General features: G+C 72.4%; 5 protein-coding genes. 1 reads left to right on the top strand and 4 read right to left on the bottom strand.

Annotation, left to right across the window (positions count from 1 at the left end; genetic code table 11):
• The first annotated feature begins 134 nt into the window (after positions 1–134).
• Complete coding sequence (locus AQI70_RS13605) at positions 135–1,544, top strand: hypothetical protein (RefSeq protein ID WP_062148198.1); 1,410 nt, start codon at positions 135–137, stop codon at positions 1,542–1,544.
• A gap of 156 nt (positions 1,545–1,700) precedes the next feature.
• On the opposite strand, the gene AQI70_RS13610 is transcribed toward AQI70_RS13605, so the two are convergent.
• The 4 genes from AQI70_RS13610 to AQI70_RS13625 all read right to left on the bottom strand — a co-directional run.
• On the bottom strand, positions 1,701–2,465 hold the full coding sequence (locus AQI70_RS13610) for a TetR/AcrR family transcriptional regulator (RefSeq protein ID WP_062148201.1): 765 nt from the start codon (positions 2,463–2,465) through the stop codon (positions 1,701–1,703).
• A 91-nt stretch (positions 2,466–2,556) separates the two neighbouring features.
• On the bottom strand, positions 2,557–2,760 hold the full coding sequence (locus tag AQI70_RS13615; protein ID WP_062148204.1) for a ferredoxin: 204 nt from the start codon (positions 2,758–2,760) through the stop codon (positions 2,557–2,559).
• Positions 2,761–2,835: 75 nt separating this feature from the next.
• Complete coding sequence (locus AQI70_RS13620) at positions 2,836–10,965, bottom strand: non-ribosomal peptide synthetase (RefSeq protein ID WP_062148207.1); 8,130 nt, start codon at positions 10,963–10,965, stop codon at positions 2,836–2,838.
• Positions 10,966–10,968: 3 nt separating this feature from the next.
• The coding region (locus AQI70_RS13625) for a non-ribosomal peptide synthetase (protein ID WP_159042660.1) at positions 10,969–14,575 on the bottom strand (3,607 nt) is incomplete at its 5' end.

Genomic DNA, 14,575 nt, shown 5'->3' on the forward strand with positions numbered 1-14,575 from the left:
TCTTTCCCGGCCCTCCATTTCCCCTCGCGCGGCACCGCGGCAACACGGCGCTTCCTCCCCCGTGCTCTGCCACACCACGAATGCGCCCAGCGAGTGCCGGTCGCCGTGACAGATCCCAATGGCAGGAGGTTGGCATGACACGACTGCTCAAAGCCGCCCGGCCCGTGCGGAGTCCGGAGACACCCGACGAGCCGACAGCACCCGACCAGCGGACGGACATCCCGCCGACGGCCCCGTGGAGCCTCGCCACGCGAGTGGCGTTCCGGTTCTTCCTGGCCTACGTGGCCCTGTTCTTCCTGACCGAGATGCGGATCGTCTACCCGCTGCTCGGTGTCTTCGGAAACGACCTGCCCGCGGGGGCCATGGTCTGGCAGTACCACCTGGTGCGCCCGGTGGTGACCTGGGTCGGCGAGCACCTCCTCGGTGTCGACGCGGCTCTGATCGAGCCCGTCCAGAGCGGCGACCAGAGGTTCTTCTGGGTACTGGCCTTCTGCTGGTTCCTCGGCGCCCTCGTGGTCACCGCGGTCTGGTCCGCGATCGACCGGCAGCGCACCGACCATGTGTGGCTGCACAAGTGGTTCCATGTCGTCGTCCGGCTGTGCCTGGCGGCCCAGTTGTTCTCCTTCGGGTTCGCGAAGGTGTTCCCGCTGCAGATGTCGCTGCCGCTGACCAGGCTGGTGGAGCCGTACGGCGACTTCGGGATGCTGAACGTGCTCTGGTCGCAGGTGGGCAGCTCCCAGCCGTACGAGATCCTCCTCGGCTGCGCCGAGGTCACCGCCGCCGTCCTGCTCGTGATCCCGCGGACCGCGACGCTGGGGGCGCTCCTGGCGTCGGTCGAGCTGACCCAGGTGCTCATCCTCAACGTCACCTACCAGGTACCGTTGAAGATCTTCACCTTCCATCTGCTGCTGCTGAGCCTGATCCTGCTGGCCCCGTACGCTGTCCGGCTGGTCAGGTTCTTCGTGACGGACCAGGGCGTGGATCCGGTCAGGCGTCCGCCACTGTTCCGCACCCGTCGGGCCGTCTCGGTCGCGCTTGCCGCGCAGATCCTCTTCGGGGCGTGGCTGGCCGGCTCCCAGGTGCACGAGGAGTGGAAGCTGTGGGACGCCATCGGCACTTCGGGGCCGAAGCCGCCGCTGTACGGCATCTGGAACGTCGTCGCGTTCTCCGTCGACGGCACCGACCGCCCGCCCCTGACCACGGACGAGGAGCGCTGGAACCGGCTCATCGTTGACACCAGCCACTCCTACCAACCGGGGCCCGTGTCCAGCCAGCGGATGGACGGTTCCATCGTCGACTACGCGGCCACCTTCGATGCGAAGAGCCGGACGATGGCCCTGGCGCGGCTCGACGATCCGACCTGGTCCGCGCGGCTCGCCTTCACCCAGTCCACGCCCGACCGCCTGTCGCTGGACGGCGTGCTGGACGGCCACAAGGTCCGTATGCGGCTGGAGAAGGTCGACCTCTCGTCGTTCCCGATCGCTCAGGACGGTCCGCGTTGGGTGCAGGACGGGCCCTACCAGCCGCGTCTGGAACTGCGGTGACCTGCCGGAGCCCGTCAGCCGGTTGACGCGCGAGAACCTCCGGCCGGCGGACGCCCCGCACCGGACCAGGCCGTCGGCCGGAGCCGCGCCTGAGCCCGGTGGGCGGCGGGCGGCGGGCGGCGGGCGGCGGGCGGCGGGCGGGGCGGGGCGCCTTGTTCAGCCGCGCGCCACCATCGCCTCGATGCCCGCCACCAGCAGCTCCAGCGCGTACCGGAAGTCCCGCTCGCGCATCTCCTCCACCGTGTCGCCGCCCCGGGCCGCCATGATCTCCACCGCCTCCCGTACCACCTCGGCGGCCTCGGGCGCCTGAGTCATCGCGCTCATCGCCTGCCGGTGACCGGCGTCCTGGGTCAGGCCGGCGTCCGCGCACCGGGCGAGGAAGTGCCCCTCGATCGTGCCGAACCCGTACACGAACTGGAAGACGGCGGAGACGGCGGCCATCTGCCGGTAGGCGGGCAGCCCGGTCCTGCGGACGACTCCCTGGACGGCACGCGAGAACGACAGCGCATTGGGGCCGATGTTGAGATACGTGCCGGCCAGAGGCGGCAGCCAGGAGTGGCGCACCAGGAGCACGCGGTACTCGGTGGCAAGCGCACGCAGCTGCTCGCGCCACTCCCCGCCGGCGTCCGCCTCGGGCAGCCGCAGCTCGCCGAAGGCGGTGTCCAGGGCGAGTTCGAGGAGGTCGTCCTTGGTGTCGACGTACCAGTAGAGGGACATGGCCGTGACATTCAGCTCGGCGGCCAGCCGGCGCATGGAGAACCTCGCCAGCCCGTCGGCGTCCAGCAGCCGGACCGTCGCGGCGACGATCCGCCCGCGGTCGAGCCCCGACGGCTGCCGACCCCCTCCGGCCTCCCGGCGCGCCCGCCCCTCAAGCCAGACGCTCCGTACCGCCCGCCCGGCCCGCGGGGCTGCCCTCTCCATGGGGCACCTCCTCTTCTCCCCCACGCCGGTCATGCTAGGCGCCCTGCCGTGGCCCCGCGGCTGTGCCGACGTACCGCCGGCCGCGGTCGGTTCAGCGGCCGGGGTACTCCTCCAGCGCGATGGCCTGCACCGGACAGGACCGGACCGCGTCCCGCGTCAACGGGTCGCCGGCGCCGTCCTCCCGTCCGGGCAGCACGGCGCCGTGTCCGTCGTCGTCCTGGGTGAAGACACCCGGCGCGGTGAGTGCGCACATACCCGCACCCACGCATCGGTCGGTGTCCACCTGGATCCGCATGGTCGTCTCCTCTCGCCCAACGGCGGTTCTCGGCGGCGAGGCGGGGCCGGGGCCTACGGCCCGGCCCCGCCTCGGTCATCGCCGCAGCGCTCGGTCGATCGCCGAGCAGATCTCGGCCGCGTACTCCGGCTGGGACATCTCCCGGTGCTTGCAGGCGATCCTGTGTTCGTCGAAGCGGCCGCTCACGTACGGCGGCCACTGTGCGGCGAAACCGTGGTCGTCGACCGTGGCAGTGAAGAACAGCACGTCACCGTCGAAGACCGGGGTGGCGAACTCGTCGAGGAGCTTCGTGTGACGCACGGTCACGGCCGCCACGGTCTCGACGACGGACTGGTAGTCGGCCTCGCCCGCCGACCTGCCGAGGTAGTCCCTGACGAACGCCTGGGTGCCGGCGTCCTCGATGACGTCGGCCTCCGCGAGGTCGTTCTCCAGCCCCAGACCGCCGGCGACGGCGCTGTCCAGCATGGCCAGCAGACCCACCTCCTTGCCCCGCCGCCGCAGCTCCACGGCGATCGCGTGCGCCAGGGTGCCGCCGCCCGACCAGCCGAACAGCAGGTAAGGCCCGTCCGGTTGGAGGGCAGTGATGTGCTGCAGGTAGTGGCCGACCATGTCGTCGACGGAGATCGCGTGCGGCTGCGTCGGGTCGTACTCGCGTGCCTGGATCCCGTACATCGGCTGGTTCGGCAGATGGCCGGCGAAGCTCATGTACGCCCAGCACAGCCCGCTGCCCGGATGGATCATCCACAACGGCGGCCGGTCGCCCTCCGTCCGGATCGGCAGGACCGCGGCGAACGGGTCCTCGGGGGCACCCGTGGCGACCGTCCGCAACTGGGCGGCGAGGTCGGCCACCACGGAGTGCCGGAACACCGTCCGGACCGGCACGGACACCCCAAGGACGGCGGCGATCCGGTTGACCAGCCGGACCACGAGCATGGAGTGGCCGCCGAGCAGGAAGAAGTCGTCGTCGGCGCCGACCCGTTCGACGCCGAGCACCTCGCCGATCAGGTCGGCCAGGGCCCGTTCGTCGGCCGTACGCGGCGCCAGGTACTCGTCGGCGGCGAAGTCGGGGTCCGGCAGGGCCGTGCGGTCCAGTTTCTGGTGCGAGGTCAGCGGCAGCCGGTCCAGGAAGACGATCGCCGACGGCACCATGTACTCCGGCAGCCTGCTCATCAGGTACGGGCGCAGCTCGTCGGAGGAGGTGCCGTCCGCGACCACATAGGCGAGCAGGTGGGTACCGAGGTCGCGCAGCTCACGGGCGATCACCACGGCCTGCCCCACGGCGGGGTGCTCCGTGAGCACCGCCTCCACCTCACCGGGCTCGATCCGGTATCCGCGGATCTTGACCTGGTGATCCGCTCGGCCGCGGAACTCCAGGATCCCCTGGGAGTTCCACAGGCCCAGGTCGCCGGTCCGGTACATCCGTTGCCCCGGCTCCCCGAACGGGCACGCCACGAACCGGCCCGCGGACAGCCCCGCCCGGTTCAGATAGCCTCGCGCCAGCCCGTCGCCCGCCATGTACAACTCCCCCGGAACGCCCGGCGGGACGGGGCGCAGCCGGTCGTCGAGGACGTAGACGCGCATGTTGTCCATCGGCAGTCCGACGGGCACGTCGGTGCGCACCGGGCCGGGGCCGATCTCGTGCACCGTCGAGTTGCAGGTGATCTCGGTCGGCCCGAAGGCGTTCACGAACGTCGTGTCCGGGCACGCGGCCACCGCTCGGTCGACGGCAGCGGGCGAGAGGCGCTCGCCGCCGATCCACACCTCGTTGAGGCGGGCGAGGCAGCGCGGGTTCTGTTCGACCAGATGGTTGAAGACCGGGGTGATCAGCAACGCGCTGGTGACCCCGTGCCGGGCGACGAAGGACTCGAAGACACCGGCGTCGAGGTCGTCGGGCGGAGCAAGGACGACGCAGTCGCCGCGCAGCAGCGTCGGCCACAGTTCGTACGTCATGGGGTCGAAGGTGTGCCGGGTCCGCAGCAGCACCCGCTCGTTGCCCTCGCGGCGGCACCACTTGTCGACTGCGAACTGCACGACGCCGCGGTGCGAGATGGCCACGCCCTTGGGGCGTCCGGTCGACCCCGAGGTGTAGATCACGTAGGCCAGCTGGTCGCCGGAGACGACCCGCTCGGAGAGGCCCGCGGGCGCGCCTGGGCCGACGAGGTCGCCGTAGGTCACCCGCGGGCAGTCGTCCCGGGTCGGCCGGCTGGTGAACTCGTGGTCGCCCACGATGATTTGGGGCCGGGCGTCATCGAGCACGAACGCCAGCCGCTCGGCCGGGTACTCGGGGTCGACCGGCAGATAGGCGGCGCCGGCCTTCAGTACGGCCAGCAGGGTCACGACCATCTCCGGGGACCGCGGCAGCGCGACGCCCACCAGCGACTCGGCGGTGACACCGCGCTGGACCAGCGCCGCCGCCGCACGGCCGGCCGCCGCGTCCAGGTCCCGGTACGTGAGCGAGGCCCCGTCCCCGGTCACGGCGATCGCGTCCGGTGTGGCCGCGGCCTGCCGCGCGAACAGTTCCGTGATCGTCTCCCCCGGCAGGTCCACGGAGGTGTCGTTGACCTGGTGGACGAACCGGTCGAACTCGCCGGGTTCGAAGACGTCGACCGCGCTGAGCGGCACGGCCGGGTCGGCGACGACCTGGTGGACGACGACGAGCAGGCGGTTGACCAGCTTGCGTACGGTGTCCCGGTCGAACAGGTCGGTGTCGTACTCGGCCAGGCCGAGCGCGCCCGCGCCACGAGGGTCGGGGCCCAGCGAGAAGGCGAGGTCGAACTTGGCGGTGGTCGTCCGGGCGAAGGGCTCGACCTCGATCACCAGGCCGGGCAGGTTCAGCTCCGCCTCGGGGCTGTTCTGCCAGGCGCAGATGACCTGGAACAGCGGATGGTGGGCCGCGGAACGGCCGGGGTTGACCAGTTCGACCAACCGGTCGAAGGGCGCCTCCTGGTTGTCGTACGCGGCGAGCGCCTTCGTCCGGACCTGGTCGAGCACGGTCTCGAAGGTGGGGTCGCCGCCGAGGCCGACCCGCAGCACCCACGTGTTGACGAAGAAGCCGACGAGGTCGGCCATGGCCTCGTCCGTCCGGCCCGCGATCGGCGATCCGATGGTGATGTCGTCGCCGCTGCCCATGCGGTGGAGCAAGGTCGCCAGGGCGGCTTGGAGGACCATCGACACGGTCACACTGCGCCGGCGTGCCAGTTCCTCGACGGCGGCCAGGAGATCAGGTCCGAGGGCGAACTCGATCCGGTCCTCGCGGCGTTCCCCGGCCACCGGCCGCGGGCGGTCCAGCGGCAGCGGCAGTGGTTCCGGAACACCGGCCAGCTCACGGCGCCAGTAGTCGACCTCGGCGGCCATCACGCTGTCCGGGTCGGACTCGTCACCGAGCATGGCCCGCTGCCACAGCGCGTAGTCCGCGTACTGCACGGCAAGCGGCCGCCAGGCCGGCGCACGACCGTCCCGGCGCGCGGTGTACGCCGTCGTGAGGTCCCTGACCAAGGGGGCCGCCGAGCTGCCGTCGCTGGCGATGTGATGGATGACAAGGGCGAGCACATGGTCGTCCGCGGCGCAGCGGAACACCTTGGCACGCAACGGGATCTCCGTCGACAGGTCGAAGCGGTGGGCGGCCTGCGCGGTCAGGGCGTCGCCGAGGGCCGAGCCCGCGATCTCGGTGCAGGGCACGTCGGGCGTGACGTCGTCCGCGGGCAGGATGCGCTGGTACGGGGTACCGTCGCCGTCCTCGACGATCAGGGTGCGCAGGCTCTCGTGCCGGTGGACCACGTCCACCACGGCCGCCCGGAGCGCGGACACGTCCAGCTCGCCGCGCAGTCTGAGCATGGTGGTCGTGTTGTAGGTGGTGGACGGGCCTTCGAACCGGTGCAGGAACCACAGCCGCTGCTGGGCGAAGGACAGCGGCACCCGCTCGGGCCTGTCCCGCGGGGTCAGCGGTGACCGTGCCGTCTGCGCGGCGGCCAGCCGCGCGGCCAGTCCGGCGACCGTACCGGCCTCGAACACGCTGCGGACCGGTGTCTCGACGCCGAGTTCGGCGCGGATGCGGCCGACGAGCCGGGTGGCCAGCAGGGAGTGGCCGCCCAGCCGGAAGAAGTCGTCGTCCACGCCGACCTGGTCGAGGCCGAGCACCTCGGCGAACAGACCGGCCAGGATCTCCTCGTACGGTGTCCGGGGGGCCTGTCCGTCGGACGCCGTGGTGAACTCCGGCGCGGGTAAGGCACGCCGGTCCAGCTTCCCGTTGGGCGACAGCGGGATGCCGCCGACGGCCACCAGGGCCGAAGGCACCATGTACTCGGGCAGTCGCTCCCGGACGTGTCCGCGCAGGGCGGCGAGCAGTCTGCCCAACCCGCGCACCCGGGTGGGGTGGTTGGCGAGCGTCCGGCCGGGCGCCCCGGCGGCGTTGAAGCCGCCGTCGAACACCCCGGCCGGCGCGGGCCCGTCGGGCAGCAGCACGGCGTCGAACCGGTCCACGGCGCCGGACCAGGTCACCAGCGAGCCCCAGCCGCGGTCGGCGGTCCACTCCTGGAACCGGTGCGGATCGACGGCGGCGGAGGGTGCCGGTTCACCGGTCGCGGCTTCCGTGGCCAGGCGCGCGTTGGGGATGCCCGCGATCCGCACGGGGGTGCCCCGGCGGATACGGCCCGGCTGTTCCAGGTCCGTCAGTTCGTCGACGTCAAGGCCCCACACCAGAGTGGGCAGATCGGCGAGCGAGACGACGTCCGCCGGTGCCTTGTGCAGGACCACCTCGTAGCGGTGCCGGGTGAGCTCGTTGTGGGCGCTGCCGGACTTCAGCCGGATGTCGACGGCGGCCTGCGCCCGCTCGCCCCACCGGGTGAACCACTCGGGGTCGAGGACCAGTTCCTTCTCCAGGAAGACGGCGTGTTCCACGGCTGCCCGCAGGACGTCGGGGGCGGCGCCCGGCCGCCGGGCCCGCTGTACGGCGTGGTGCAGCAGGCGCAGTGAACCCGCGTGCCGCACGTCACCGACGACCAGGCGGCCGCCCGGGGCCAGGTGGTCGAAGGCCTGGCGCAGTACGCGGTCGAGGTAGTCCGCGTCCGGGAAGTACTGCGCCACGGAGTTGAGTACGACCGTGTCGAACGGCCGCTCGGGCAGTCCCGAGAGGTCGTCGGCGGGCCGGCAGCGCAGGTGCACGCGGTCCGCCCAGCCCGCCGTCTCGACCTGGTCCCGCAGCCGGTCGACGGTGACGGCGGAGAAGTCCGTGGCCCAGTACTCCTCGACGTGCGGGGCGACCTGAGCGAGCAACAGCCCGGAGCCGACGCCGATTTCGAGGACGCGCCGCGGGGCCCAGCACAGCACCCGCTCGACCGCGGCGTCCCGCCACTCGCGCATCTCGGTGCGGGGTATGGGCTTGCCGGTGCAGCTGGAGTTCCAGCCGGAGAAGTCCTCCCCGAACCCGGCCTCGGGGGTGGCGTACATCCGCTCGTAGACCTGCTGCCACTCGTCGACGTGCGCGTCCGCGGAGCCGGAGCCGGCCTCGCCGGGATCCGGCACCACGTAGGCGACCAGGCGCCGGTCGCCGCCGTGGTCGTCGCGGGCCACCACGACCGCCCGCGCCACGGCGGGGTGCCCGGTCAGCACCGCCTCGACCTCGCCCGGCTCGATCCGGAACCCGCGCACCTTCACCTGGGTGTCCGCCCGGCCGTGGAAGACAAGTTCGCCCGCCCGGTTCCAGGCGGCCAGGTCCCCGGTGCGGTACATCCGCTGCCCCGGCCCGTCGAAGGGACAGGCCACGAAGCGTTCGGCGGTCAGCCCCGCCCGGCCGAGGTAGCCCCGCGCGAGGCCGGCTCCGGCGACGTACAGCTCCCCCACGACGCCGGGTGGCACCGGCCGCAGCTCGCCGTCGAGGACGAAGGCCCGCATGTTGTCCATCGGCCGGCCGATCGGCACCTGCTCCACCGGCTGCCCCGCCGGGACTTCGTGGGCGGTGGCGAACACGGTCGTCTCCGTGGGCCCGTACCCGTCGACGACGTTCAGCCCGGGGCATGCGGCCCGTACCCGCGTCACCGCGTCCGGGGAGACCACGTCGCCGCCCACCCACAGCTCGCGCAGTCCGCTCAGACAGCCGGGGTCCTGGTCGGCGACCACCGTGAACAGCCCGGCGGTCAGCCACATGGCGGTGAGGCGCCGGTCCTTCACCAGGGCGGCCAGGGCCGCGGTGTCCAGGTTTCCCGGTGGGCCGACGACCACACGGCCGCCGCGCAGCAGGGGCACCCACAGTTCGAAGGTGGAGGCGTCGAAGGTGTGGGGCGAGTGCAGCAGCATGCGGTCGTGCGCGTCGCTCCAGCGCCGGTCCAGGGCCAGGCCGGCGACGTTGCGGTGGGTCACGGCGATCCCCTTGGGGACTCCGCTGGACCCGGACGTGTACATGGCGTACGCAAGGTGGTCGGTGTGCCGTACGGCGGGCAGCGGGTCGTCGGCGGCACCTGTCAACTCGGCCAATCCGACGCCGGTCATACCGCCGGGCGGGGTGAACGTGCCGTCCGTGATCACGAGGGCCGGCGCCGCGTCGGACAGCATGAAGGCAAGGCGTTCCACCGGGTAGGCGGTGTCCACGGGGAGGTAGGCGCCGCCCGCCTTGAGGACCGCCAGCAGTGCGACCACCAGGTCCGCCGACCGTGGGAGCGCGACCGCCACCAGGGTCTCCGGGCCCACGCCCCTGCGCACCAGGCCGCGTGCGACGGCTGAGGCCCGGCGGTCGAGCTCGCGGTAGGTGAGGGTCGTCGTCGCGGACTCGACCGCCACGGCGTCGGGGGTGGCCGCCGCCTGCCGTTCGAACAGGGCGTGCAGCGGCCGGTGCGGCAGCGGGGCGTCGGTGTCGTTGAACGCGCGCAGCAGCAGCTCCCGTTCGCCGTGGTCCAGGACGTCAAGGGAGTCGATCCCGGCCTCGGGGTGCGCGACGACCCCGCGCAGCACCGTGCGCAGCCGCGCGGCGAGCCGCTCCACGGTGGCCCGGTCGAACAGGTCGGTCGAGTACTCGATGACGCCGCCGGCGCCGTGGCCCGTCGGGTCCGGGACGATGTTGAAGAACAGGTCGAACTTCGCCGTCCTGGTCGCCACCGGTTCGGCCGTGACCCGCAGCCCGGGCATCTCCAAGTCGAGCCGAGCGCTGTTCTGCCAGGCGAACATCACCTGGAAGAACGGGTGGTAGGCCAACGAGCGGTCGGGGTTCAGCAGTTCGACCAGCCGCTCGAAGGGCGCGTCCTGGTTGTCGTAGGCGGCCAGGGCCTTGTCCCTCACCTGCTGGAGAACCTGGTCGAAGGAAGGGTCGTCGGCCAGCCGCACCCGCAGTACCCAGGTGTTGACGAAGAACCCGACCATGTCGGTCAGGGCTTCGTCCGTGCGACCCGCGATCGGTGAGCCGAGGGTGATGTCGTCACCGCCGCCGAGCCGGCGCAGCAGGACCGTCAGGGCCGCCTGGAGGACCATGGCCACGGTGCAGCCGCGGCTGCGGGCGAGTTCCTCGATCGCGGTCAGCAGCGGCGGATCGATGGCGAAGTCCACGACGTCGCCCCGGTAGCTGGCCATCGTGGGCCGGGGGCGGTCCAGCGGCAGCGGCAGCGGTTGCGGCAGGTCCGCCAGTTCGCTCCGCCAGTACGCCACCTGCCGGGCCAGCAGGCTGTTGTCGGCGGACTCGTCGCCCAGCAGCTCCCGCTGCCACAACGTGTAGTCCACGTACCGCACGGGCAGTGGGGACCAGCTCGGCGCGCGGCCGTTCGTCCGGGCCTCGTAGGCGAGGGCGAGGTCGCGGGTGAACGGGGCGGAGGAACCACCGTCGGCCGCGATGTGATGGACGACCAGCACGAGCACGTACTCGTCCGCGGCACACCGCAGGAGCTGTGCGCGTACCGGGATCTCGACGTACAGGTCGAACGGGTACTCGATCGCCTGAGCGACCGCGGACTCGACGCCGGACCGGTCCACGGGCACCAGCGGCACGTCCAGGGTCGTCTCGTCCGGCGCCAGCACCCGCTGCGCGGGCGAACCGGTGGCGTCGTCGGCGATGAGCGTGCGCAGGCTGTCGTGGCGCAGGACGACGTCCCGCAGCGCCGCGCGGAGCGCTGCGACGTCCAGCCGGCCGTGCAGTCGCAGCACCGCGGGGATGTTGTACGTCGGCGACGGCCCGGTGAACTTGTACAGGAACCACAGCCGGCGCTGGGCGAAGGACAGGGGGACCATGTCTCACTCCTCGGTCATCTTGCGCAGGCGAGGCCGGACGGAGGTGGTCAGTTCCGTCCACCGGGTACTCAGGGCGGCGACCGTCGGGTGGCCGAAGAAGGTCCTGACCGGCACGTCGACGCCCGTCTCGGCACGGATGCGGCCGATCAGGCGGGTCGCGAGCAGCGAGTGGCCGCCGGACTCGAAGAAGTTGTCGTCGATGCCGATCCGTTCGAGGCCGAGAACCTCGGCGAACAGCCGGCACAGTGTCTCTTCCCGCGGTGTGCGCGGCGGGCGTGCGGCGACGGGGGTGTGGTCGGGCGCGGGCAGCGCACGCCGGTCGACCTTGCCGTTGGGCGTCAGGGGGATCTCGGGGAGGACGACGACGGCCGACGGCACCATGTAGTCCGGCAGCCGCGCCGCGACATGCTCGCGCAGTGCGGCGGGCAGCGTCGCCGTGCTGCCCTCCCCGGCCCGGCCGCCCGCCCGGGAGACCACGTAGCCCACCAGCCGGCGGTCGCCCGGGCCCGCGTCCCGGGCGGTCACCACGGCACGCGCCACCTCGGGGTGCGACAGCAGCGCCGCCTCGACCTCGCCGAGTTCGATGCGGTAGCCGCGGACCTTCACCTGGAAGTCTGCCCGGCCGAGATAGTCGAGGGAACCGTCCGGCCGCCATCGCACGAGGTCGCCGGTGCGGTACATCCGCTGCCCCGGCACGAACGGGTCGGCCACGAACCGGCCCGCGCTCAGCCCCGGCCGGCCGACGTATCCGCGGGCGACGCCCGCGCCGGCGATGTAGAGCTCGCCCACGACGCCCGGGGGCACCGGACTCAGGCCCTCGTCCAGGACGTAGACGCGCGTGTTGGCGATGGGCCGGCCGATCGGCGGCGCGCCGTCGGCCGTGGTGACCCGGGCCGCCGTGGACCAGATGGCCGTTTCGGTGGGCCCGTACAGGTTGGTGACCTCGGCCGCGGACCGGCCCAGTGCCTCGGCCAGGTCGGCCGGGAAGGCCTCACCACCGACCAGCGCCCGTACGCCGCGCAGGCAGCCGGGGTCGTGGGACACCAGCGTCTGCCACAGCGACGGCGTGCCCTGCACGAGGGTGACGCCGTGCCGCTCGATCAGGCCGGCCAGGGCGGCCGGCTGGGCCACGTCCTCCTTGGTGGCCATCACCACGGCGCCGCCGGACAGCAACGGCAGGAATACTTCCAGCGCCGCGATGTCGAACGCCATGGTCGTGACCGCCAGCATCCGGTCGTGCGGCCGCAGGGGGAACCGTTCCCCCATCGCGCTGAGGAAGTTGACCAGGGAGGCGTGCGCCACCGCGACGCCCTTCGGCGTCCCCGTCGAGCCCGACGTGTAGATGACGTAGGCGAGTTGGTCCGCCGAGGCGTGCCGGACGTCCGGCGCGGTGTCCGGGTAGCGCGCGAAGTCCCGCGTGAGCGCTTCGGTATCGACCACCAGGGCCGGCTCCGCGTCCCGCAGGACGAACTCGGTCCGGGCCGCGGGGTGGTCGGGGTCGACGGGGACATAGGCGCCGCCGGCCTTCAGTACGGCCAGCACCGCCACCACCAGGTCCGCCGACCGTGGCAGTGCCAGCGCCACCGACTGCTCCGGGCCGACGCCGTGCTCCACCAGCCAGTGCGCGACCTGGTTCGCCCGGGCGTCCAGCTGCCGGTAGGTGAGCGTGACGTCGTCGAAGATCAGCGCGGCCGCGTCCGGTGTGGCCTTCGCCTGGCGTTCGAACAGGTCCGGGATGGTGTCGGCCGGCACCGGCCGCGCGGTGGCGTTGTACTCGCCGAGCAGCAGGTCCCGCTCGGCCGGGCCCAGGATCTGCACCGAGCCGATCGGAGCGTCCGGGTCGGCCGCGATAGCGCTCAGCACCCGGGCGAGCCGGCGGGCGATGTCACGGGCCCGTTCCTCGTCCACGTGCTCGGGCCGGAACTGCAGGCCGACCCGAAGGTGAGGGGCCGCGTCGGCGGCGACGATCAGCGGGTAGTGCGTGCCGGTCGAGGGCCGGATGCCGGTGATGGCGATACCCGCGGCCGTGTTCGCCTCGGTGAGCCCGGTCCGGTCGATGGGGTACGACTCGAACAGCACCAGGGTGTCGAACAGGGTGCCCAGGCCCGCCTGTTGCTGGATCTCGGGCAGACCGCAGTGATGATGGTCCAACAGGGCGGCGTGCCGGTCGTGCAGCGCCGTGAGCAGGCCGGTGAAGGTGTCCCCGGGCGAGTACCGCACCCGTACGGGCAGCGTGTTGACGAACAGCCCCACCATCTCGTCGGCCTCGGCCACCGCGTGCGGCCGGCCGGAGACCGTGGCCCCGAAGACGACGTCGCGTCGGCCGGTCAGCCGCCCGAGCAGGACCGCCCAGGCCGCCTGTACGACGGTGCTCATGGTGACGCCCAGCGCGGCCGCCCGCCTCGACAGCGCACGGGCGACGTCCGGCGGCACCGGCACTTCGAGCTGGGCGAGGCCGCCCCGGGCCGCTTCGGCGTCGGCGCCGGGGACGAGCATCGTCGGCTCCTCCAGCCCGTCGAGCTCCCGCGCCCAGGCCCGCAGCGACTCCGCGCGGTCCCGTCCGGCCAGCCAGGTCAGGAAGTCGGAGTAACCCCGCGTCCGCGGAAGCCTGGAGGCGTCTCCTCCGGTGCCGTACAGCCTCAGCAGGTCCTTCATGAGCAGGGGAAGGGACCAGCCGTCGAACAGCGCGTGGTGCGCGGTGAGGACGAGTTCGGCGCGGTCGGCGCCGGTGTGGACCAGGGTCATCCGCAGCAGCGGCGGTACGTCCGGTCGGAAGTGGCTCGCGTGGTCCTGTGCCAGCAGCCGTTCGAGCGCGTCCTGCGCGTCCCCCGCGTCCGGCGTGCGCAGGTCGTACTCGCGCCACGGCAGCTCGACCCGCTCCAGTACGAGCTGGACCTGCTGTCCGGACGAGTCGGTGACGAATGCCGTACGCAGGGCGGCGTGCCGGTCGAGCAGGGCCTGGCCGGCCGCCCGCATGCGGTCCGCGTCCACGGTTCCCTCCACGTGGAGGACCAGTTGGACGTGGTAGGCGTCGAAGGAGGATCCGGCGAGCAGGCTGTGGAACAGCAGGCCGGACTGCATCGGGGTGGCCGGCCACACGTCGACGAGCGCCGGATGGCGCCGCTCCCACCGGTCGATGTCCTGCTGGCTCACCTTGACCAGCGGCAGGTCGGAGGGGGTCAGGCCGCCCGCCCCAGGGGCACTGACGTGCCGGGCGAGCCCTTCCAGGGCGGCCACCCACAGGTCGGCGAGGTCCCGTACCTCCGCCGGGGACAGCACCCCGGAGGGGAAGCTGAACTCGGCGGACAGCCGAGGCTCCTCCCCGGTGACCGCGGCGGAGATCTCCAGCGCGGCCATCGCGGGCAGGTCGCTGTCCGGGGCAGGGCTGCCGACCGTGGTGATCGCCCGCCAGCCATCGGCGCGTCCGGGCATGTCGGCCTCGGTGAACTGGCCCAGGTAGTTGAAGGTGATCTGCCCGTCCGGCAGCTCCGCCAACTCACTCCCCGTCTCCGCGTTCAGGAACCGCAACAACCCATAACCGATCCCCTTGTCCGGCACCCCGGCCAACTGCTCCTTGACCGACTTCACCAACCCACCAACAACAGACCCA

The sequence above is a fragment of the Streptomyces curacoi genome (assembly GCF_001513975.1).
Taxonomy (GTDB): Bacteria; Actinomycetota; Actinomycetes; order Streptomycetales; family Streptomycetaceae; genus Streptomyces; species Streptomyces curacoi.

Coding starts and splice junctions, on each gene's coding strand:
- AQI70_RS13610 (WP_062148201.1), bottom strand. CDS start 2,465: ATGGAGAGGGCAGCCCCGCGGGCCGGGCGGGCGGTACGGAGCGTCTGG.
- AQI70_RS13620 (WP_062148207.1), bottom strand. CDS start 10,965: ATGGTCCCCCTGTCCTTCGCCCAGCGCCGGCTGTGGTTCCTGTACAAG.
- AQI70_RS13605 (WP_062148198.1), top strand. CDS start 135: ATGACACGACTGCTCAAAGCCGCCCGGCCCGTGCGGAGTCCGGAGACA.
- AQI70_RS13615 (WP_062148204.1), bottom strand. CDS start 2,760: ATGCGGATCCAGGTGGACACCGACCGATGCGTGGGTGCGGGTATGTGC.